This is a genomic window from Brevibacterium sp. CSND-B09 (genome assembly GCF_052906525.1).
The window spans coordinates 1485702-1506925 of record NZ_JBREGI010000001.1; the positions used below are offsets into that span (position 1 = coordinate 1485702).

At 66.1% G+C, this 21224-nt stretch carries 18 protein-coding genes; 7 read left to right on the forward strand and 11 right to left on the reverse strand.

Translation table 11 applies throughout. The annotated features are described in order from the left end of the window. Positions 1–42 precede the first annotated feature (42 nt). Positions 43–3123 carry an FAD-binding and (Fe-S)-binding domain-containing protein gene (locus tag ACU4IU_RS06790; protein WP_446656247.1) on the forward strand — a complete coding sequence of 1027 codons (3081 nt, stop codon included), beginning with the start codon at positions 43–45 and terminating at the stop codon, positions 3121–3123. A gap of 30 nt (positions 3124–3153) precedes the next feature. Here ACU4IU_RS06790 and ACU4IU_RS06795 read toward each other — a convergent pair whose 3' ends face one another. Together ACU4IU_RS06795 and ACU4IU_RS06800 are read right to left on the reverse strand one after the other, a co-directional pair. Next, entirely contained in the window at positions 3154–3543 is a 390-nt protein-coding gene (locus tag ACU4IU_RS06795) for a universal stress protein (protein WP_101546446.1), read from the reverse strand. 135 nt (positions 3544–3678) lie between these two features. Further along, on the reverse strand, positions 3679–4713 hold the full coding sequence (locus ACU4IU_RS06800) for a helix-turn-helix transcriptional regulator (protein ID WP_446656248.1): 1035 nt from the start codon (positions 4711–4713) through the stop codon (positions 3679–3681). A gap of 146 nt (positions 4714–4859) precedes the next feature. Between ACU4IU_RS06800 and ACU4IU_RS06805 the strand changes: the two genes are divergently transcribed. After that, a complete protein-coding gene (locus ACU4IU_RS06805; protein ID WP_446656249.1) occupies positions 4860–5462 on the forward strand; it encodes a mycothiol transferase in 603 nt (200 codons plus the stop codon). A gap of 86 nt (positions 5463–5548) precedes the next feature. Here ACU4IU_RS06805 and aceB read toward each other — a convergent pair whose 3' ends face one another. Then, a complete protein-coding gene (gene aceB, locus ACU4IU_RS06810) occupies positions 5549–7156 on the reverse strand; it encodes a malate synthase A (RefSeq protein WP_434593250.1) in 1608 nt (535 codons plus the stop codon). 243 nt (positions 7157–7399) lie between these two features. Beyond that, entirely contained in the window at positions 7400–8710 is a 1311-nt protein-coding gene (gene aceA, locus ACU4IU_RS06815; protein WP_446656250.1) for an isocitrate lyase, read from the reverse strand. A 181-nt stretch (positions 8711–8891) separates the two neighbouring features. Between aceA and ACU4IU_RS06820 the strand changes: the two genes are divergently transcribed. Next, positions 8892–10343 carry a helix-turn-helix domain-containing protein gene (locus tag ACU4IU_RS06820; protein ID WP_219922294.1) on the forward strand — a complete coding sequence of 484 codons (1452 nt, stop codon included), beginning with the start codon at positions 8892–8894 and terminating at the stop codon, positions 10341–10343. A 91-nt stretch (positions 10344–10434) separates the two neighbouring features. Here ACU4IU_RS06820 and ACU4IU_RS06825 read toward each other — a convergent pair whose 3' ends face one another. From ACU4IU_RS06825 to ACU4IU_RS06835, 3 genes are all read right to left on the reverse strand, one after another. Next, entirely contained in the window at positions 10435–11721 is a 1287-nt protein-coding gene (locus ACU4IU_RS06825; RefSeq protein WP_446656251.1) for an alpha/beta hydrolase, read from the reverse strand. After that, on the reverse strand, positions 11718–12746 hold the full coding sequence (locus ACU4IU_RS06830; protein WP_446656252.1) for an ABC transporter substrate-binding protein: 1029 nt from the start codon (positions 12744–12746) through the stop codon (positions 11718–11720). Before ACU4IU_RS06830 ends, ACU4IU_RS06825 begins: the two co-directional genes overlap by 4 nt. Positions 12747–12875: 129 nt before the next feature. Next, complete coding sequence (locus ACU4IU_RS06835) at positions 12876–14522, reverse strand: FAD-dependent oxidoreductase (RefSeq protein ID WP_248284029.1); 1647 nt, start codon at positions 14520–14522, stop codon at positions 12876–12878. 37 nt (positions 14523–14559) lie between these two features. Between ACU4IU_RS06835 and ACU4IU_RS06840 the strand changes: the two genes are divergently transcribed. Next, the gene (locus ACU4IU_RS06840) at positions 14560–15798 is read left to right on the forward strand and encodes a site-specific DNA-methyltransferase (RefSeq protein ID WP_446656253.1); all 1239 of its coding nucleotides are present in this window, start codon (positions 14560–14562) and stop codon (positions 15796–15798) included. 168 nt (positions 15799–15966) lie between these two features. Here the strand turns inward: ACU4IU_RS06840 and ACU4IU_RS06845 are convergent, their stop codons facing one another. Then, complete coding sequence (locus ACU4IU_RS06845; protein ID WP_139469401.1) at positions 15967–16632, reverse strand: TetR/AcrR family transcriptional regulator; 666 nt, start codon at positions 16630–16632, stop codon at positions 15967–15969. A gap of 43 nt (positions 16633–16675) precedes the next feature. On the opposite strand from ACU4IU_RS06845, the gene ACU4IU_RS06850 reads away from it, so the two are divergent. Next, entirely contained in the window at positions 16676–17638 is a 963-nt protein-coding gene (locus tag ACU4IU_RS06850) for an ABC transporter ATP-binding protein (protein ID WP_139469402.1), read from the forward strand. Positions 17639–17753: 115 nt separating this feature from the next. On the opposite strand, the gene ACU4IU_RS06855 is transcribed toward ACU4IU_RS06850, so the two are convergent. Further along, positions 17754–18023: a hypothetical protein gene (locus ACU4IU_RS06855; protein WP_446656254.1), complete on the reverse strand. Its 270-nt coding sequence runs from the start codon at positions 18021–18023 to the stop codon at positions 17754–17756. Between the two features lie 44 nt (positions 18024–18067). On the opposite strand from ACU4IU_RS06855, the gene ACU4IU_RS06860 reads away from it, so the two are divergent. Together ACU4IU_RS06860 and ACU4IU_RS06865 are read left to right on the forward strand one after the other, a co-directional pair. Next, entirely contained in the window at positions 18068–18484 is a 417-nt protein-coding gene (locus ACU4IU_RS06860) for a hypothetical protein (RefSeq protein ID WP_446656255.1), read from the forward strand. A 131-nt stretch (positions 18485–18615) separates the two neighbouring features. Then, positions 18616–18912, forward strand: a complete 297-nt coding sequence (locus tag ACU4IU_RS06865) for an antibiotic biosynthesis monooxygenase family protein (RefSeq protein ID WP_139469404.1) — start codon at positions 18616–18618, stop codon at positions 18910–18912. 83 nt (positions 18913–18995) lie between these two features. Here ACU4IU_RS06865 and ACU4IU_RS06870 read toward each other — a convergent pair whose 3' ends face one another. Both ACU4IU_RS06870 and ACU4IU_RS06875 read right to left on the reverse strand, forming a co-directional pair. Further along, entirely contained in the window at positions 18996–19733 is a 738-nt protein-coding gene (locus ACU4IU_RS06870; RefSeq protein ID WP_446656256.1) for a potassium channel family protein, read from the reverse strand. Between the two features lie 72 nt (positions 19734–19805). Further along, positions 19806–21140 carry a TrkH family potassium uptake protein gene (locus ACU4IU_RS06875; protein ID WP_446656257.1) on the reverse strand — a complete coding sequence of 445 codons (1335 nt, stop codon included), beginning with the start codon at positions 21138–21140 and terminating at the stop codon, positions 19806–19808. Positions 21141–21224 lie beyond the last annotated feature (84 nt).

Genomic DNA, 21224 nt, shown 5'->3' on the forward strand with positions numbered 1-21224 from the left:
AAGATATCGGTGTTCCGGCAACCCAAGTGGCACAATGCGGACATGACGACTATGGCCCATCCCACTGGAGCGAATCGGGCGACCGTCGACGAAGACGAGTCCCAGACAGCGCTTCCCACCGCACTCGCCGAACAGTTCCGCACCGCGGGCATCCGTGATTTCAGCATCGACGACACCGATCGCGCCGCATACTCCTCCGACGCTTCGCTCTTCCGGCTCGTCCCTGCCGCCATCGTCTTTCCTCACGACGAAGACGAAGTGGCGCGGGTCCTCTCCGTTGCCCGCCGCCTCGGCGTGCCGATCACCAGCCGTGGCGCCGGCACATCGATCGCCGGCAATGCCATCGGCCGCGGCATCGTCCTCGACTTCTCTCTCCATATGAACGCGGTTCTCGACCTCGACCCGGAGGAACAGTCGGCCTGGGTGCAGTCCGGCTGCGTCCACGCTCATCTCCAGAAACAGGCCAAACCACACGGTCTGCGCTTCGGCCCGGACCCGTCCACCCACACCCGCTGCACGATCGGCGGGATGATCGGCAACAATGCCTGCGGCCCGCGAGCTTTGGGCTACGGCCGCACGGGCGACAATATCCTGGCACTGAAGATCATGCTCATCGACGGCACCGTCGTCACCCTCGATGACTCGGACGCTTCCACGACGTTCCCGCGGCTGCACGAACTCGTGGCACAGAACCTCGGCACCATCCGCACGAACTTCGGCACATTCTCCCGCCAGGTCTCCGGGTACGGGCTCGAGTCACTCCTCCCGGAGAACGGCTTCGACGTCCGGCGCGCCTTCGCCGGCACCGAGGGCACCTGGGGTGTCATCCTGGCGGCGAAGATGCGCCTGGTCAAGGATCCGAGCTTCACCTCGGCGGTCGTCCTCGGCTACGCGGACATGGTCGCCGCCGCCCACGATGCGCCGCTGCTGAAGGACTTCCCCGTCGCCGCCTGCGAGGGGCTCGATTCGCGCATGCTCGACCGGGTCATCGACACCAAGGGCGCCGAGGCGGTCCCTCCCCTGCCGGAGGGCGCGGGCTGGCTCGTCGTCGAGCTCACCGGCGAGGACGAGGCAAAGCTCGAGGCCGAGACCCAGCGCCTCATCTCCGAATCGAAGTCACTCGACTCCGCGGTCCTCGACGCCCAGGCGGCCGCCGAGGTGTGGGCGATCCGCGCCGATGGCGCCGGCCTGGTCTCACGCACACCCGATGGGCGCGACGCCCACGCAGGGTGGGAGGATTCGGCGGTTCCGGTGGACCACCTCGGCGATTATCTGCACGACCTCATGGAGCTGCTCGAGGAGCACGGACTGTGGGCCATTCCCTATGGCCACTTCGGTGATGGCTGCCTGCACATGCGTGTGGACTTCCCGCTCGAGGATCCGAACGGCGGGCAGGTGATGCGCGATTTCATGGTCGCGGCCACGAAGCTCGTCGCCCGCTACGGCGGGTCGGTCTCCGGGGAGCACGGGGACGGTCGGGCACGCTCCGAACTGCTGCGGCTCATGTACGCCCCGGCAGCGCTCGATCTGTTCGCCCAGGTCAAACGCCTCTTCGATCCTCAGCATCTGCTCAATCCGGGTGTCATCGTCGACCCCGACGCTCTTGACGAATCGATCCGTCTGACTCAGCTGCCTCTGCGTCAGGAGCTGCCCGGCACTCTGGCGATGGCCTATGAAGGCGAGTCTGCCGGTTTCGCCTCGGCCGTGCACCGGTGCACCGGAGTCGGCAAGTGCCGCGCGGATTCGGCGGCCGGCGGCGGCATCATGTGCCCGTCGTATCAGGCCACCCGGGACGAGCGGCATTCGACGCGGGGTCGGGCACGCGTGCTGCAGGAGATGGTGTCCGGGGATCTGCTCGAGCCTCGTTGGGACTCCCCCGAGGTGCACGAAGCCCTCGACCTGTGCCTGTCGTGCAAGGCCTGCGGGACCGAGTGCCCGACCGGCACGGACATGTCCACGTACAAGGCCGAGGTCCTGCACCAGACCTATCAGGGACGGCTGCGGCCGATGAAGCACTATTCGCTCGGGTTCCTTCCACAGCTCGCTCGCCTGGTCACCCCGCTCGCGCCGGTCGTCAACCGGGTATCGGGGCTGCCGGGGCTGACGACCCTGGCGAAGAAGGTGGCCGGCATCGACGTTCGTCGCTCGATCCCGCAGTTCGCGTCCACGACGTTCAGGAAATGGTGGACCACCACCGCCGAGGAGGCACCGCGGTCGCGTGCGAACGACGAGTCCCGCTCGAAGGCTGAGTCCCCGGCCAAGGCGTCGTCACTGGCCTCGGATTCGTTGCGACCGAACGCTGAGGTCGTGCTGTTCGCAGATTCCTGGTCGAACCATTTCGCTCCGCGCATCCTCGCCGCGGCCGTCGCCGTGCTCGAGCAGGCCGGTGTGCGTGTGCGAGTGATCGATCAGACCGTGTGCTGCGGGCTGCCGCTCATCTCCACCGGTCAGCTCGATGCCGCGAAGGCGAATCTCTCGGAGACGGTTACGGCTCTCGATGCCACCGGGGATGTGCCGATCATCGGGGTCGAGCCGTCGTGCTTGGCGACGCTCAAGGATGATTCGCTCAAACTCGTCGCCGATGAGGCCTCGCACCGAGTGGCCGACCGGGTGCAGACTCTGGCCCAGTATCTGCTGAGCATCGGCGCCGAACTGCCGGACCTGTCCGGGATCGAAGCGCTCGTGCAGCCGCATTGTCACCAGTCGGCGATCTTCGGCAACGCGGCAGATAAGGAGCTGTTGGCCAGGGCAGGAGCGAATACGGAGTTCCTCGGCGGGTGCTGCGGTCTGGCCGGGAACTTCGGCGTCGAAGACGGCCATTTCGAAACCTCGGTCGCCGTCGCCGAGGTGGCTCTGCTGCCGGCGCTTCGCAAGCGGGGTCGGGCCGCCGGCGTAGGGTCTCGGACTGGTTCAGGAGTCGATGCTTCGCCGACCGGTGCGACAGGGTCCGGTACCGATGTGTCACCGGAGCGTGCGACGAGTTCAGGTGCGGACGACCGGTTGCAGGTCGTTCTTGCCGACGGGTATTCGTGCCGCACGCAGATCACGGATCTCAGCGACGCCGAGGGCGTGTCGTTGGCCGAGCTCCTCGCCTGGGGATGGGGGCTGCAACCGCGGCGATGATTCCGAGGTCAGGGCCGTCTCGGCGAGGTTTCAGGCCTTGGCCGTCAGCACCGGGACCTCGGCTTCGAGGAGGATGCGCTGTGCCTGCGAGCCGAGGATGAACTTCCCGATCGCCGAGCGTTTGCGCAGGCCGATGACGATGAGCTGGGCTTCGTATTCCTCGGCGAGGTCGTTGAGCGTGCCGGGCAGATCGTCTTCGTGATCGGGCTGGAGCACCTCGACGTCGACGTCCGATTCCTTGCCGAGGTCGACGATCCGTTTGATCTCGTCCTCACCGATCTCGGTCGGAGCTCCACTGGCACCTCGTCGCTGTGAGTTGATCACGACGGCAGCGCTCGACCGCAGTTTGGCCTCCGCGAATCCCGCGCGCAGAGCAGCCTCACCCTCGGGAGCGGGTAGGTAGCCAATGAGAATCGTCATGGCCCCCAGTATATGGACTCATCCATGATTCGTTCACTTCGGGATCACGCTTCGGTCAGCAACCCGCAACCCCCATTGCCCCAATTACTACCTGACGGCGGCCCAGCAACCTCGCGCGAGGTTGCTGGGCCGCCGTCAGGTAGTAATTGATGCTTCGACGACCGCTTGCGCCCTCTCTGCGTGGTCGCGCAGGGCGTCGATGAGCTCAGGTGGGTCGAGCACTTCGATCTCGGCGGGGATGGACGCAAGGGTGGCCGCGACCCATCTGAGGTCCCAGAATCCGCAGGTGATGCGCACACCATCGGCCGCCTCGGTGATGGTGGCGCTCCGGGTGGGGAACCATTCCTTCGCTTCCCGCGCCGAGGCGGCCGTGCGCAGAACGACGGTGTGCGGATACGCGGTGGTGGTCACGGCTGCGGACACAGCCGCCTCGGCGTCGGGGTGCTCACGTGGGGTGATGCTCAATGTCGTCGCGTGAACCCGGCTCATCCGGTCGAGGCGGAAGACCCGATGGTCATCGCGGTCGAGGTCGAAGGCGAAGAGGTACCAGTGCGCGCCGAAGACGACGAGACGGATCGGTTCAACGCGGCGGGGCGTCGAGGGGTGGTCGCCAGTCGGGCCGGGCGACGCTTCGGCAATCGCAGTGCCGGACGCGTCGGTGGTCAGGGCGCCGGCCGGGCCCGTGACGGTGGGGTCGTCGACGGCAGTGCGCTGCATCTTCCGATAATCGAAAGTCGCGATCGTCGACGCATTGATCGCCGAGGCGAGCGTGATGACCGCGCTGATGTCGACTCCGGGTGCGTGGCCTTCGGACACTGACACAGCCGTCGAGATTTCGGCGACGGTCGCGCGCATCGCGGCCGGGAGCATCGTCTGCAGCTTCGTCGTCGCCGATTCCGCGTGTTCGGTGTCCAGGCCGGCCCCGCGCAGGAGTGCCAGGCCGACCGCGGTGGCCAGCGCCTCGCCTGCCTCGAGCTGCAGAGGCGGCAGCACCGTCCGCGATTCGGCGCGATAGCCCCCGGTCAGGCCCGGTGCCGAGGAGATGATGTAGCCGAGATCGCGCAACTCGGCGATATCTCGACGGATGGTACGTGGGGTGACGTCGAAGCGGGCGGCGAGCTCGAGGGCAGTGCAGCTCCTGCCGGATGCGAACAGTCCGAGCAGGCTCAAGAGTCGCGTCTCCGACCGCATTCCACCTCCGAATGAGAAACTTTCGCCCGACTTATTGATGCGGACAGTATATGTCCGCATAGCACCTGACGATAGGATCACCGCTTCAGCCATCCGGCCGCGGCGGACATTGCAAAGGAGAGATCATGCCGTTCTTCACCCCTTCCGTCACGAGCGAAGCCGACGCCGCGTTCACCTACCTCACCCAGCAGTGCACCCAGCTCAAGCTCACGGCGCAGGGCCTGACCGATGAGCAGGCCCGCAGCACGCCGACGGCCAGTGGTTTGAGTATCGCCGGCCTCATCGTTCACGGAGCCCAGGTGGTCAATAACTGGCTCATTCAAGTCAAGGACCCGACGCGAGAGGTCGGCGAGGATGACTACCGGACGGTCAACGAGAAGTTGGGGCTGACAGCGATGTTCGACGGGTCCGCTCTCCCCGACCTCGACATCACCGAGGCGGTCGCAATCTTCGACAAGGTCATCGACGGGATCGAGGACGCGAGGGCCGCAGTCGACGACGCGGGGACCGACCTCGGCACCGAAGTTCCGATGCCGTACAACCCGTGGATGCCCAACGATTTCACTATGACCGTGCGGTGGATCCTGTGGCATTTGGCCACCGAGATCGCCCGCCACGCCGGCCACGCTGACATCATCCGCGAATCGATCGACGGCGCGATCGCCTACCAGCTCAACGCTGAGGCGGACGGCGAACCGTGGCCGCCCGAAGGCATGGACTGGAGCTGAGTCCCCACACGATCCCGCCCAAAACTACCTGACGGCGGCCCAGCAACCTCGCGCGAGGTTGCTGGGCCGCCGTCAGGTAGCAATTGTTAGGCGACGAAGGCTTCGCTGGCCTTGGACACCCGGTCGACCAGGTGGTCGGTGTAGGCCGGCATGGTGAGGAACTCGGCGAACTCCTCGCCCATTGCCGTCTCGCGGAAGATCTCCACGGCCTCATCGAAGTGATCGTCGGCGGTGCGCTCCATCAGAGCCAGCTCCTCGCCGAGGTAGCGCTCCACCAGACGCGAGGTCAGCTGCTGCCCGTTGTCCAGAGTCACCTCGTGGCGGATCCACTGCCAGATCTGCGAGCGACAGATCTCAGCCGTCGACACGTCTTCGAGCTGGTTCTCCAGAGCCACGTGCCCGTTGCCGCCGAGCCATTCGTTCATGTACCCGATGGCCACGCGGATGTTCACCCGCACACCCTCTTCGGTCACGACCGGTTCGAGGCCGGTGATGTCGAGGATGTTCTCGCTGGTCACCTGCACATCGGGGCGCTTGTTCTCCAGCTGGTGCGGCTGCGAACCCAGGGCGGCGTCGAACACGGCCAGAGCCGCCGGAACCAGTGCCGGGTCGGCCACCCAGGTGCCGTCGAAGCCCTGCCAGGCCTCGCGGGCCTTGTCCTCTCGCATGCGCTCGAACTCGGCGGCCACGAATTCCTGGTCCGGGTGATCGGCCATGAGGTTGGACATCGTGCCGATCGCGTGTGCTCCGCGACGGTGGCAGGTGGCCACGAGGCGGTCGGTGAACGCCTTCATCAGCGGCAGGTCCATCGTCAGACGCTCACGGTCGGGCAGAACGTAGTCGGTGGTGTTGCGCAGGTTCTTCACCACGGAGAACAGGTAGTCCCAACCGGCGGCCTCGAGGCCTGCGCAGTGCTCGCGCAGCTCGAAGAGGATCTCTTCCATCTGGAACACCGCGGTGATCGTCTCGATGTGAGCGGTGGCCCGGATGGTGCCGTGCGGGATGCCCAGCATGTTCTGCGCCAGGACGAACACCTTGTTCCACAGGCGTGCTTCCTGCGAGGACTCGAGCTTCGGCAGGTAGAAGTACGGGCCGGAGCCGTTGTCGATGAGGTGGCGGGCGTTGTGGAAGAAGTACAGACCGAAGTCGACGAGAGCACCGGAGGTCGAGAACTCCTGGCCGTTGTCATCGACGTAGATCAGGTGCTTCTCGGGCAGGTGCCAACCGCGGGGGCGCAGTCCGATGGTCGGCTGGTTGTCGTTGTTGACGCCGGGCAGCTGTCCGCGGATGGCGCGGAAGAGGTTGACCTGCCCGCCGATGACATTGGCCCAGGTGGGGCTCGTGGCGTCTTCGAGGTCGGCCAGCCACACCTTCGCCTGCGAGTTCAGTGCCGCCACGACCTCATCCTCGGTGACCGGGCCGGTGAGCTCCACGCGGCGGTCTTCGAGGCCGGGGGCGCCGGCGGATCCGGCGACCGACCAGGAGCGGTCGGCGCGGATGCGTGCGGTCTCGGGCTTGAAACGGGGGAGGGTTCCGCCGTTCATCTCGGCCGCGCGGGCCCGGCGCGTGCGCAGCACGTCGCAGATGGTGCCGGCGAACTCGTCGTGGAGCTTGGCGATGAACGTCAGAGCAGGCTCCGAAAGGACGGTGCCGAAGCCGGTTTCGAGCGGCGCGTTGATCTTGATGTAAGACATGGGCTTCTCCTCACCCGTCGTAGTGTGTGCCTGGAATGTGTGGCTGGTTCTGTGGGTGATCCTCGCCGAGGCGGCTCTGCCGTAAGTCGTGAGCCGTGCGTTGGGATCGTGGCGGGGTTTCGACTCGTCTGTGGTGTGACGGAGCGGATCGACAATGTAAACCCCGTGAAAACACTGCCGATCCGCCCCGGGTTCTGGGTGGGTTCATCCCCGCTGGTCAGCGGGGTGCGAACCCGGTGCGGCTCAGTGGAACTGAGCGGTTTCGGTGGAGCCGGCCAGTGCGGTGGTCGACGACTCCGGGTTGACCGCGGTCGAAACCAGGTCGAAGTATCCGGTGCCGACCTCGCGCTGGTGGCGGGTCGCGGTGTATCCGCGGTCTTCGGCTGCGAACTCGCGTTCCTGCAGCTCGACGTATGCCTTCATCTGTTCGCGGGCGTAGCCGTGAGCCAGATCGAACATCGAGTAGTTGAGCGCGTGGAAGCCGGCCAGCGTGATGAACTGGAACTTGTAGCCCATGGCTCCGAGCTCGCGCTGGAACTTCGCGATGGTCGCATCGTCGAGGTGCTTGCGCCAGTTGAACGACGGCGAGCAGTTGTAGGACAGCATCTGGTCCGGGTACTCGGCGTGGATCGCCTCGGCGAACTTCTTCGCAGCTTCGAGGTCGGGCGTCGAGGTCTCCATCCACAGCAGATCCGCGTACGGAGCGTAGGACAGTCCGCGAGCGATGCCGGCTTCGAGTCCGTTCGTGATCTTGTAGAAGCCTTCGGCGGTGCGCTCACCGGTGACGAACTGCTGGTCGCGCTCGTCGATGTCCGAGGTCATCAGCGTGGCTGCCTCGGCGTCGGTGCGGGCGATGACGAGGCTGGGCACGTTCTCGACGTCGGCCGCGAGGCGGGCGGCGTTGAGGGTGCGGATGTGCTGCGAGGTCGGAACGAGGACCTTGCCGCCGAGGTGGCCGCACTTCTTCTCGGAGCCGAGCTGATCCTCGAAGTGCACACCGGCAGCGCCGGCGGCGATCATCGAGCGCATGAGCTCGTAGACGTTGATCGTGCCGCCGAAGCCTGCTTCCGCGTCAGCGACGATAGGAGCGAACCAGTCATCGACCTGCTTGTTGCCTTCCGAGGTCTCGATCTGGTCGGCGCGCATCAGAGCGTTGTTGATGCGGCGGACGACCTGCGGTACCGAGTTGGCCGGGTAGATCGACTGGTCGGGGTAGGTCTGGCCGGCGGCGTTCGCGTCGGCGGCGACCTGCCAACCGGAGAGGTAGATGGCGTTGAGGCCGGCCTTGACCTGCTCGACTGCCTGGTTGCCGGTCAGCGCACCGAGGGCGTTGACGTAATCACCGGAGTGGATGTCGCCGGCGGTGATCTGGTTCCAGAGGCGCTCGGCTCCGTGACGGGCCAGCGTGTGCTCCTCGATCAGCGAACCGCGCAGTCTGACGACATCCTCGGGCTCGTAGTCGCGAGCGATTCCCGACCAGCGGGCGTTGGTCGCCCAGTCGCGGCGGATGGCTTCAGCATCGTGCAAGCTGTTCTGCGTGGTGTTCTCAGTCATTGTCCTTCTCTTTCTCGATCTCTCGGGGTTGTTGATGTATCCAGTCTGCGGGGGCCGCAAGGGCTCTCGCACTGAATTTCTGGATGAATAATCTCGATATTTCCGGTTTCAGAAATTTCGCGGTTCTGTCATACTGTTTCTCAACCATGTGAACCAGCACACAGAAGCCGAGGGAGGCGCCTTGAACAGCGTTGGCGCGGAAGTCGAGAGCGAAGAGCAGCAGACCGACCCGCTCAGCATCGGCAGAAGAATCCGCTTTTTTCGAAAGAAGCGCGGTTTGACCCTCAACGAGCTGGGGCAGGAAGTGGGGCGTGCGGCCTCGCAGATCTCGACGATCGAGAACGGCAAGCGAGAAACTTCTGTCACGCTCCTGGCCGCGATTGCGAAGGCGCTGAAGACGGATGTCTCCGAGCTCATCGACCCCGCTCCGATCGACGAACGACAGGCCCTCGAGTTGGAGGCCGAACGCAATCAGGCCTCCCCCATGTACTCGGCCCTCGGCCTGCCGCAGGTGCGGATCAAGTCGCTGCCGGCCGATGCCCTCGAGGCGATCGTGGGCCTCCAGCGCCAGCTCGGCGAGGCCCTGGAACGGCGGGCGGCCACACCGGAGGAGGCCAGGCGGGCCAACCGTGAGCTGCGGGAACGGATGAAGGAGAAGAACAACTACTTCGCCGACCTCGAGGCCACCGCCGCCGAGCTGCTCGACCTCGTCGGCTACGAATCCGGAACGGTGTCACAGCGGCAGACGGCACTCATCGCCGAGAAGCTCGGCTTCAGCCTCCACTACGTCTCCGACCTGCCCGAATCGACCCGGTCGATCTCGGATACCGCGAACAAGCGGCTGTATCTGCCCAACGCCGACGCCGCGTTCGATCCGCGGTCGCACCTGCTCATGAGCCTGGCTCCGCATGTGCTCGGCTATGACTCCCCGAAGGATTTCCACGAATTCCTTCAGCAGCGCGTCGAGGCGAACTATCTGGCGGCCGCGATCCTGCTGCCCGAGTCCGCGGCCGTGCCGATGCTCGAGGAGGAGAAGAAGAAGCGGGTGCTCTCCGTCGAGCATCTGCGCGATATGTTCGGCGTCGGCTACGAGATGGCCGCCCACCGGTTCACGAACCTCGCCACCGAGCACCTCGGACTGCCCGTGCACTTCATGAAGGTCCACAATTCCGGCACGATCCACAAGGCGTACTCGAACGACGGACTGCCGTTCCCCACCGATCCGCTCGGCGCGATCGAGGGACAGTTCGCGTGCAAACGCTTCACATCGCGCACCGTCTTCCGTGTCGCCGACCGATTCAGCCCTTACTACCAGTACACCGATACCCCGCACGGATCGTTCTGGTGCACCGCCCGAGTGCTGCCCGGCGGCGACTACGCCATCAGCGTCGGCGTCCCGTTCTCCCACGTCCGCTGGTTCGAAGGACGGGAGTCACCGATCCGCTCGCAGTCCGGATGCCCGGATCCGTCCTGCTGCCGGCAGGCCCCGGATGACCTGGCCGAGAAATGGGAGGATCAGGCGCTGCCATCGGCCCGCATGCACGCCTCCCTGCTCGCCGCAGTCCCGCCCGGAGCGGTTCCCGGCGTCGACGACACCGAGGTCTACGAGTTCCTCGAACGCCATTCCGACTGATCGTCGACATCGATCGACGGTGCAGAAAACCCTCGCCGAGGCGGCTCCCCAACTTCGGGTGCTCCCCGACCCACGTTGACTGACGTTCGGGTCATTCCGCCAGGACTTCGGCCAGGCGGATGAGCATGAGTTCGCGCCACCACAGATACTCGTGCCCGCCCACGAACGGTCGGGGCACGAAGTCGATGCCGCGAGCCGCGAACTCCTCGGTTGCCTCGGCGACAGAGTCCGCAATGACAGTCTCGAGGATCCCGTGGTCGACACTGAACGTCGGATCTGCGGCGGTCGCCGGCCGGGTTTCCACCGTCCGAGACTCCGGCGCCCCTGCGCGTCCGTCCGGACCGTCGTCGGTGCTGCTCGGCGCGAGATCCCAGATCCTGCGCCCCTGATCGTCGGATTCCCAGAACGACGGCGAAAGGCAGATCCCGCGGAACGCTTCCGGGTGCCGCAGGGAGAAGTACGCCGCGGCCAGTCCGCCGTAGGAGGCGCCCGCGACGATCGTGCGGGCCGAAACCTCCGGCGCCATCTGACGAACGAGCGCGAGCACGTCGTCGCAGAACCGAGAATTCATCACGAGGTCGTCGGCGCGCTGGCCGACGGCCGCGTCCTCGTCGAGGCCGTCGTCCCCGACAGGTGCATGGTCGATGGCGATGACCGCTGACGGCGGAGACACCAGCTCGTCGATGGCTGCGAGCAGTCCCCCGCGGATGAACCTCTCCCCGTCGAAGACGACGAGCACCGGCGCCGAGGCGGGACCTCGCTGCGGCCGGTGGGTCCAGATCCGCCTCGGCGCGGAACCGAGGGTGATGACCTGTTCGTCGACGTCGGTCCGACCTTCGCCTGCCCCGCTGCGGGAGTCGGTCGCCGGCCGGTCCCCACCGGTCCAGATCAGGGGCCGGGCATCGGGTGCGGCGAGCTCGAGGACCTGTTTCCTGCGCATGTCCGTGATCGTGAGCAGATCATGGTCACCGGCGGGGACGAACCCCCGTTCGAGGACATCGAGCCATGTCGGACGGTCGGCAACTTGGAGTCCTCGTGGCACGGGCAGGAAGCGAAGCGCCCCGCGATACCCTCGCGGAACCGGCAGCTCGATCGAATACCTCGTCGCGTCGGCACCGTCGGCACTGTCGCCGCCCTCGTCCCGGGCAGGGCGCCGGGTCATGATCCCGCCGGGCACATTCCGTCGGTCGGTGACTCCGTTGAGGTCGACGAAGATCTCCTGCTCGTCTCCGGGAGCCGCCTCGGCGGGGATGGCTGTGGCCGGAAGTTCCACCTGCAGCCTCCAGCTCTCGTCCGGGCCGATCTCTGTCCAGGTGCACAGGGCAGAGGCCGAACCGGTCTGCTCCGCCGACGAATTGATCGCGCTGGTCCCGGTCATGATCCGACCGCCGCCGTGTCGAGCTTCTCTGCGATGGGGCCGACGATCTCGGGCAGCGCGAGCGCGGAGACGGAGCGCAGCCCGCGCCATTCCTCATCGGTCGGCTGGTAGAAGTGGCCGCCTTCAACGGCTGGCAGGCTCGAGAACGTGGGGACTCCGTCGTACTTCTTCCGCAGCTCCGGATCGGGGAAGTAACCGACGAGGATATCGCTCTGCAGGACGTCGAGCTTCTCCAGGGACAGGCTGTCGGGGACCGACCCGTCGGCCATCTTGTCAGCCACGGGGTCGAGCGTCAGCCCGAGTTCGCTGAAGAATTGGACGGTGGCCGAGTCCCGATCGGTCAGCACTCCCACCTCGTCGGGGCTGTGGAAGAGCGCGACGAGGAAGGACCTGTCGGTGAGGTCCGGGTGATCCTTTGCCGCATCGTCGATCGCTGTCTGCGCCGTGTCGATCGCTTTGTCGCCCTGGTCCTTCGCGTCGAGAACGGTCGAGACCCGTTCGGCCTGTGACTGCCAGCTGTCGGGGGTATTCTCCTTGGCCGTGCCCAGGGTCGGCGCGATTTCGCTGAGCTGGTCGTGGGTATCCTTGCCGATGATGGTCCCGGTCGCCAGGATCAGATCGGGTTCCCACGCTACGATGTCCTCGAATGGGATCGTGTCTTCGGTCGACCAGTGGAAGAGCTCCGGATCGTCGCCGCCGAGCTCATCGATCGTCTCCTCCGCCCACGGCATCACGGGCTCGACCGGAGCTTCGGTCATCGCCACGGGGACCACACCTACGGAAAGAGCAGCGTCCGCATCGGAGACGGAGAGAGCGACCACGCGTTCGGCCTTCCCGATGTCAACGGAGCCGAAGGCGTCGTCGACGCTGCCTGCACTCGCCCGTTCTGCATCGGTCCCGTCGGCGGAGCCTCCCCCGCACCCGGTGAGCGCGAGGGCGAACGCGAAGGTCAGTGCCGGCAATCGGCGCCGGCGGACCGCCAATGTCGGAGACGTCGAGGTGGAGGCGGGTCGAATCGCGGGCACGGGCATCGTCACTTTCGGTCATAGTTTGGTTAGCCTAAGCTAAATTACCATAGCAGCTGTCTGCGTCCCAGAGCGGCGGTGCAGGTCAGCTGGGAACGTCAGCGCGGCACGGTCCGCGGCGGGGCGATCTCAGCGGGCCGCGTTCTCGAAGGCCCGATCGACGATCGTTTCGGCAATCGCCAGCGCCGAGGTGGCCGCCCACTTCGGCACGGACCTGACCACGGTCAGCCTGCCGCGCCTGGTCATGGTGAGTTCGTCGATGAGTTCGCCTTCGGCGGTCATCGCCTGAGCTCGGACACCGCGGGCCCCGGGCGCCACGTCGTTCTGGTCGAGCTCGGGAACGAAGCGGCGGATTCCGTCGACGAAAGCAGTCTTGCTCACAATAGGCTTCACTCCGCGGGCCGCTGTCTTCGCAGTCTGTGCGGCGAACTTCCAGAACCCCTTGGACCGGGCGGTCGATGTGATGTCGGCCAGGTCGAATCCGTGCCGATCATAGGACTCGCGGCCGAGGGCGACGAAGGTGTTCGGTCCGAGGATGAGTCCGTCGTCGAGTCCTCGGACGATCGAGGTTTCGGCGAACGGGGACTGCGGGTCGGGAACGGACCCGATGATGCCGCGGACCACCTCGGTGTCGGTGGCCGGGCTTCGGTAGAAGTCGCTGGTGAAGGGTACGATCCTCGGTTCGGCGTCGAGTCCCGCAGAGACGGCGAGGCGATCGGCCTGGAGACCAGCGCAGACGATGACGATGTCGAAGGTGCCGAGCACTTCCTCAACTGGCGCTTCGCTGCGCGCGCTGCCGCCGGGAGCGTCACCAGCGCGCGATCCTGCGCCACCAGTGCGTGAGCCAGAGTCGCCGCTGCGCGAGCCGTCGCGGTTCGCCCACGCGTCAGAGACCTTCTGCGTCCACTCGCCGAGCGTCGATTCGGCCTGTTTGAACCAGTCCTGCTGTCCGAAGCGATCGCGCAGCTCATCTGCAATGCCGATGACAGGTTCGCGGCCCTCCTCACCGCGATATGTCCGCGGCCGGTCGTGGACCTGATCGTCGCGATGGTCACGGTCATGGACCTGATCGTCGCGGCTGCCTCGGTCATCGACAGCATCCTTGCCCGACCCGCCCCGTTCGCCGGCCGCGCTCACACCACGGTCGTCCTCATCGGACTCTCCGGCTGCGGTCCCATCCCCTGCCGGTGGGTCGTCCTTCGGAACCGGGCGCCCACGCAGGCGGACTTCGTTGCTCATGGTGTCGAATCCGGTGACCTCGGTTCCGAAGCGGAATGTCCCTCCGGCGGCGCGCACATCGGAGGCGAGCGCTGCGGTGAGCGCCGAGAAGTCGGCGATGGCCGCATGGGGTGAGAAGAGCCCGAGGACTCCCCTGACGGCCGGTTCGACGGCTCCGATCTCGTGACGCTCGAGCAGTCTGGCGCCTGGAACCTCGTTGTCTTTGGCGCGGGCGAAGATCTCTTCGAGGCGTTCGGCCTCATCGGTGTTCTGGGCGATGAGCAGCTGCCCGCATTCCCGGTAGGGAACGCCTGCCTCAGCCATATAGGGAATGAGCAGCTCGAGGCCGCGGCGGGTGAGCTTCGCCTCCGCCGAGCCGGGCTTCTGGCCGAGCCCGGAGTCGACGATTCCGGAGGTGTGACCGCTCTGATGTGCAGCGACGTTCTCAGCTTTGTCGAAGACGGTGATCTCGGCGTCGGGGAACCGCTTGATGACTTCGCGGGCGGCGGCGACACCGAGGATACCGGCACCGACCACGGCCACTCGTGAAATACTCATACAGCAATCTTGGCACCGTTCGGGATGAAGGAGAAGGATGACGACCGTCTTGGAGTGGACCGGCAAGGCCGCCGCCTTCGACCTCGGTCGCCGCCTCGTGGACGGTGCCCCTGAACGGGAGGGCCACCTCGGTGATGGTCGTCCGCATCTGCGGGACGTCGACGGTACCGCTCACGTTCCCGATCCACACGAGAATCTGCTCGTCGTCGGGGACAATCTGCCCGCGCTGATGGCCCTGCTGGCCACGCACCGCCGGCAGGTCAAGGTCGTCTACATCGATCCGCCGTACAACACGGGCAACGCGCACACCTACAAAGATCACGGGCACGATCACGCCAGTTGGCTGTCATTCATGACCCCGCGACTGCTGCTCGCCCGTGAGCTCATGCGTGAGGACGGGGTGCTTTTCCTCCATCTCGACGACAAGGAGAGCGCGTGGGCTCAGCTGCTCGGGCACGAGATCTTCGGTGAAGACAATTCGCTGGGCACGCTCATCCATCAGCGCGCGAAGGGCGGCGGCAACGCCCGCTCCTTCGTGCGCGGGCACGACTATGTGCACGTGTGGGCCCGCGATGCGAATCAGGTCGGGCCGTTCCTCACAGAGAAGAAGTCACCGGCGAAGCTCGAGGTCATCAACGGCAGGCGGATGCTCGTGGAGACCGATGTGCTGCGCGCCGGCTTCGGCCGCTATGCCCGCGGGTCCGAGCGGCGGCTGATGTACGAGGACATCGTCGCCGTCAAGGGTGAGGGGAAACTCGCCGAGGTGGATGCGAAGCTGGAATCGGGCGAGTACATCCTGCGATCCTGGGGCACAGAGGGCAAGCACGCGGTGGTGCGGGTGACCCCGGCGGAGAAGGCGAGTTCGAAGCTGTACTCGATCATCAAGGCGCTCGGCGGGCAGAACGATCTGGAGCCGCTGGGCCTGGCGGGAGTGTTCAGCTATCCGAAGCCGGTCGAGCTGGTGAAGGCGCTCGTAGCCTCGCAGACATTCTTCGACTCCGATGCCATCGTCCTCGACTTCTTCGCCGGGTCCGGGACCACTGCGCAGGCCGTGATGGCCGCGAACGAACGGGATCAGGGGTCGCGGTCGTTCGTGCTCGTGCAGACCCCGGAGCCGCTGCGGTCGAAGACGGCCCGGGCCGTGGTGACGGCAGCTGGTGGCGGAGTCGAATTCCCTACGATCAGCGAACTCACCGCCGAACGCATCCGCCGCGCAGCCGATGTCCACTCCCCCGGACTGACCTTCACCCAGCTCGAGGTCGTCGACGGCGAATAGCGCCCGGCGGCGACGTGACAGCCGAAGACTGCCCCGCCGTACCTTCCGACTGAATTGCTGGGTCGATCCACGGTGTTTTCGACCTCCAGAACACCGTGGATCGACCCAACAATCGCCTCAACAATCTCCTCCGACGGTACGGCGCCGGGCCGTTTCCAGAATGTGAGGTCAGGGTGCGACCAGTGGTGCCAGTTCCGCTTCGAGGATCGCCTTCGCCGAGGCGGCGCTGCGCTCATCGAGCATGACCTCCTGAGCCAACCCCTTGCCCAAGGCGATCATCCGCATCGCCCACGCAGTTGCGACCTCACCGTTGGTGCCATCGGAGCCACCAGCGCCATCGGTGCCTCCAGCGCCACCGGCGTCATCGACGTCGGCAGCCCCATCGCCTCCGACGACCGCCCGATAGAGGCGGACTCCGAGCTCGAGAGTCGCACGATCGCTGGCTCGGATGATGTCGGCGATCTGCTCATCCATCACCGCCCGGGCGACGTAGGTGTACCACACAGATGCACCGATGCGCATCGTCTCACCAGCGGGAATGAATGCGAAACAGAACTCGCGGAGCGCACTCACCGCCTCGGCGCAACCGGGTTCGGACGGCGCATCGGTACCCTCGGGACCTGCCGCCTCGGCGCTGTCGACGATCTGTCGGCACCCCTCGAGGATGAGCTCACTGCGCGAGGGGAAGTAATGCTGCACGCGACCGACGGAGATTCCGGCCGCCTCGGCGACGGAACGGAACGATACCCCATCGATCCCCTTGAGATAGATGACCTGCCACAGGGCATGGACGATCTCGGTGCGGCGCTGGGCATGGTCGACGATCTTCGGCATCCTCCCACTTTACAATACGATCAACTTGCATCATTATTGCAGTATGAATGTATTGCCATCGCTCGATGAAGGCATCTCGGCCCGCGGTCTGACGAAGAGCTACGGCGGACACCGCGTCGTCGACGATCTCAGCTTCGACGTAGCACCTGGCCAGGTGACGGGGTTCCTCGGCCCCAACGGCGCGGGCAAATCAACGACGCTGCAGATGATCCTCGGCCTCACCTCACCGGACTCCGGCAGCGCAGCCGTCCACGGCCGCCCCCTGCCCGAGCACACGGAACCCGCACGCATCGCCGGGGCGTTCCTCGGCGCCGAACACATGCTGCCGGGGCTCACCGCACGAGGACATCTCGACTGGATCGCCGCGGCGACGGGAACCGCACCCGCCCGGATCGACGAGATGCTCGACCTCGTCGACCTCACCCGCGCTCGCTCCCGCCGCGTCTCACAGCTGTCACTGGGCATGCGTCAGCGTCTCGGCATCGCCGCCGCCCTCCTCACCGACCCCGCGGTGCTCATCCTCGACGAACCGCTCAACGGGCTTGACCCCGCCGGAATCACGTGGCTGCGGTCGCTCCTCACGGATTTCGCGAGCACAGGCAGAACGGTGCTGCTGTCGAGCCATCTGCTGCGGGAGATGGAGCTCATCGCCCATCACGTCATCATCATCCGCGACGGCGCCCTCATTGCAGACCGGCCCCTCGAGGAGCTGCGGCGGGAATCCTCAAGCCGGGTGCAGGTGCAGGGGACGAACCTCGCACCGCTGCTCGATCACCTGCGGGCCGAGGGCATCTCGGTCGACCCCGACGGATCGGGCACTCACGCCGCGATCGCCGGACTCGAGCCCGTCGAGATCTTCAGGCTCTGTGTTCCCCTCGGAGTCGAACTCACGGGACTCGCGACCGACGAGCGCGGCCTCGAAGACACGTTCCTCGGTCTCACGGACTCCGGCGACGATCGGCACAGACACACACTTCGACATCCGATACAGGGAGCGACGGCATGACCACGACACCACCGACCATCCCGGTCCCTCCGCGAGCATCGGCCGCACCGATCACCGCTCGACCCAGCTGGATACGCGCCGAATGGGTGAAGTTCTGTGACCTGCGACGGTCGCGTCAGTTGCTCATCGTCACCCTCATCGCGGGCGCGGTCTCGGCCGTGCTGCTCGTGCTCACCATTCCCGCCACCCGCGGTGCCCCGCTGTCGGAGACGAGCACCGAGGATGTGCTCTCGGCCAGCGTCCTCGGCGTCGATGCCGCCGCGGCCGTGCTCGTCGTCCTCGCGGCATGGTTCGCCGGGGTCGAGTTCCGCACCGGCGCGATCACCGAGACCCTGCTGCGCGCCCGCGGGCGATCAGGCATCGTCGCGGCGAAGGCCGTCGTCATCGGCGCGGCCGCCACGGTCGCCGCTGATCGCCACGGCCGTGGCCGTGACGATCAGCGGCGCCCTCCTCGCGGCCACGCTCGCCGGGGCCGACTGGTCGGAGGTCCTTGCCGTAGCTGTCGGCTCAGGGCATCTGCGGTTGGCCTTCGGCAGCACTTTTCTGCCCGTCATCTATTCGCTTCTCGCGGTCTTCGGTGCGGTCGTCTTCCGCTCGGTCACCGGCGGAGTTCTCACCCCGTTGGCCCTGCTGGTCGGGTCCATGCTCGCCGGCTGGTTGCCGGACGCTCTCGCGTCCGTCCTCCGACCGCTCCTTCCCTTGGGCGCCGTGCACAACATCAGCGGGGTCGCCGAGGCGGGAGGGACCGAGTACATCGGTGTGCTCCCAGCTCTCCTCGTCCTCGTCGCCTGGGTCATCGGCGGAGCAGTGTTGGCGGCGTGGCGGCTGCGCCGACAGGACTTCTGAAGCAGATTCCGAGACCGGCCCTGAGATCGGTTCTGAGACTCTGCGGGCGAACAATCGGACTCTTCAGACAGCGCTCGGGTCAACGACGTAGGGTCGAGGTGACTCAGCTGCCAACTCGAACAGGAGCAACCATGTCAGTCGTCGCCATCAATGCCCTCACCGTCCCCGAACCAGCTCGCGCTGAACTCGAGAAGCGCTTCGCGCAGCGCAAGCATTCGGTCGACGGGGCTCCCGGCTTCGAAGGCTTCCAGCTGCTGCGCCCGGTGGCCGGCGGGGACCAGTATTTCGTCTACACCCAGTGGGCGACGAAGGAGGACTTCGAGAATTGGAAGGCCAACCGGACGTCCTCCCACGAATCGACAGGCAAGGCTCCGGTCTCCGAGCAGGCGAACCTCCTCGAGTTCGAGGTCGTCGACCTCGGCGACTGAGTCACGCGGCAACGCCCCGAGCTTACGCGCCCAACCACGGCGCCGCCTCGGCGAGGGAATGCCAATCGTCCAAGGACGTCGACCTATGCGTCGGCGTCCTTGTCCAATTCACTGAACGCTTCGACCTTCTTCGGGCTGCCGGCCACGAGGATCTCGTCGTCGGCGTAGAGCGTGACGTCTCGATCGGCAATGTCCCAGTGGGTGCCGCCGCGGCGTTTGAACGCGACGATCGTGACGTCGTACCTCGTGCGCAGCCCCAGTGAGGCCAAAGGCACGTCGGTCGTGCGCACCGGCGGAGTGGTGCGCGCCAGGACGAAGTCCTCGTCGATGGGCAGGAAGTCCGAGATATGCCCCCTGATCAGGTGGGCCAGGCGCCGGCCCATATCGTTCTCGGGGCTGATGACGTTGCCGACGCCCAGCTGATGGAGGATCTCGGCGTGGGTTTCGCTGATCGCCTTCGCCCAGATGTGCCGATTGCCGAGCTTGAGGATCCGCGAGGCCACGAGGATGCTCGCCTCGAGGTCGCTGCCGATGGCGATGACGACGCGGGAGACCTCGTCGATGCCGAGCTGTCGCAGCACCACCTCGTCGGTGGCATCGGCGCGAGAGGTGTGGGCGAGGACATCGGCGAACTCGGCTACAACCGACTCGTCACAGTCGACGCCGATGACCTCGACTCCATGCTCTGCGAGTTCGCGCGCCAGGGATCCGCCGAAGCGGCCGAGCCCGATCACGGCCACCGCTCCGTCCTTCGCCAGCGGCGAGGGGTCGCCGGTGAAGAACGACGCGGAGCGCGCCATCCAGTTCTTCTTCTCGTTCATGGTCTTTTCCTTTCTGGGCCGCCTCGGCGGGGGTGTCGGCAGTCGTTGATTCGGCTTTCGATGGACCTGCCATCAGCCGATCAGCGGCCGTTCCTTCGGCAGTTCGTAGCGGATGGGGCGCTCGCGCAGTGCCAGACCGGACGCCACGGTCACCGGACCCAGCCTGCCGAGCGCCATGGTGAGGATGAGGACGATCTGACTGGGCGCGGACAGATCTGCGGTGATCCCGGTCGACAGACCGACCGTGCCGAATCCGGAAATGACCTCGAAGAGGACCCTGCTGAGGCCGAATCTCGGGTCGCAGAGGAGGATGACCATCGTCGCCAGCAGCACCCAGCCGAGCGCGAGGACGATAACCGTCGTCGCCTGTCGATGCACGTCACGGGAGATGCGGCGACCGAACAGGGTCACGGATCGTCCGCCGCTGATCTCCGTCCACGTCGTCGCCGCGAGCACCGCCATCGTCGTGATCTTCACGCCGCCCGCCGTGCCGGCCGGTCCGCCGCCGATGAACATGAAGATATCCATCCCGAACCAGGACACCGTGTGCATCTGGCTGATGTCGATCGAGTTGAACCCGGCCGTGCGCGTGATCGTCGACTGGAACGCCGCTGCTTGGATCTTCCCCCACGCGTCGAGGTGGCCCATCGTGGCCGCGTTGTTCCACTCGATGACGGCGATGAAGACGGTGCCGCCGATGAGCAGAACCGGGGTGATGACGACCATGATCCGCGTGGTCAGACCCCACTTCAGCGGGGTTCGGTAGCGCCGGACGAGTTCGATGAGGACGGGATAGCCGAGCCCGCCGAGGATGACCGCCAGTCCGATCGGACCGCAGATGAAGGGGTCGGCCACGTAGTCGACGAGGTTGTCCTGACGGAGCCCGAATCCGGCATTGTTGAACGCCGAGATCGCATGGAAGATCGCATCCCAGATCGCGGCCGTGACCGGTTCGTCGTAGTGGAAGAAGAACCGGAGGAACAGCGCGAAGGCGACCACGAGTTCCGTGCCGAAGGTCAGCGCCGTGATGCGCAGGACGAGAGGCTTGACGCCGCCGATCGCATCGCTCTTCGTCTCCGAGGCCACGGATTGGCGGAGCCTGAGTCCGGCCTTTCCCGCCAGCAGCAGGGCGAGCAGTGCGGTGAGCAGGAGCACTCCGAGACCGCCGGCCTGGATGAGGCAGATGATGACGATCTGGCCGAAGAGCGTGAAGTCCTGACCGGTGTCGAGGACGACGAGTCCGGTGACGCTGAGCGCCGAGGTGGCTGTGAAGAGGGCTTTGAGCAGTGAGATGCCGCCGTCGGCGACCGTGGCCGCCGGGGTCATGAGCAGAGTGGTTCCGGTGACCAACGCTGCCAGATAGCCCGCGATGACGCGGACGATCGCTGAGCGATGTGAGCTGTGCACCAGACGAAATGTAGCACCATCGCAACGGTTCGGCGTCACCCGCAGGCAACTCACCGGTAACGGTCAGAATCCTGCTACTCTGCC

Excerpts from the sequence above, each read along its gene's own strand:
- ACU4IU_RS06795 (WP_101546446.1), bottom strand. The coding sequence starts at position 3,543 with ATGACGATTCTCATTGGCTACCTACCCGCTCCCGAGGGTGAGGCTGCT.
- aceB (WP_434593250.1), bottom strand. The coding sequence starts at position 7,156 with ATGTCTTACATCAAGATCAACGCGCCGCTCGAAACCGGCTTCGGCACC.
- ACU4IU_RS06855 (WP_446656254.1), bottom strand. The coding sequence starts at position 18,023 with ATGACGACGGCCTTCGCCGCGACGATGCCTGATCGCCCGCGGGCGCGC.
- ACU4IU_RS06805 (WP_446656249.1), top strand. The coding sequence starts at position 4,860 with ATGCCGTTCTTCACCCCTTCCGTCACGAGCGAAGCCGACGCCGCGTTC.
- ACU4IU_RS06865 (WP_139469404.1), top strand. The coding sequence starts at position 18,616 with ATGTCAGTCGTCGCCATCAATGCCCTCACCGTCCCCGAACCAGCTCGC.
- ACU4IU_RS06840 (WP_446656253.1), top strand. The coding sequence starts at position 14,560 with ATGACGACCGTCTTGGAGTGGACCGGCAAGGCCGCCGCCTTCGACCTC.
- ACU4IU_RS06845 (WP_139469401.1), bottom strand. The coding sequence starts at position 16,632 with ATGCCGAAGATCGTCGACCATGCCCAGCGCCGCACCGAGATCGTCCAT.
- aceA (WP_446656250.1), bottom strand. The coding sequence starts at position 8,710 with ATGACTGAGAACACCACGCAGAACAGCTTGCACGATGCTGAAGCCATC.
- ACU4IU_RS06870 (WP_446656256.1), bottom strand. The coding sequence starts at position 19,733 with ATGAACGAGAAGAAGAACTGGATGGCGCGCTCCGCGTCGTTCTTCACC.
- ACU4IU_RS06850 (WP_139469402.1), top strand. The coding sequence starts at position 16,676 with ATGAATGTATTGCCATCGCTCGATGAAGGCATCTCGGCCCGCGGTCTG.
- ACU4IU_RS06825 (WP_446656251.1), bottom strand. The coding sequence starts at position 11,721 with ATGACCGGGACCAGCGCGATCAATTCGTCGGCGGAGCAGACCGGTTCG.
- ACU4IU_RS06790 (WP_446656247.1), top strand. The coding sequence starts at position 43 with ATGACGACTATGGCCCATCCCACTGGAGCGAATCGGGCGACCGTCGAC.
- ACU4IU_RS06835 (WP_248284029.1), bottom strand. The coding sequence starts at position 14,522 with ATGAGTATTTCACGAGTGGCCGTGGTCGGTGCCGGTATCCTCGGTGTC.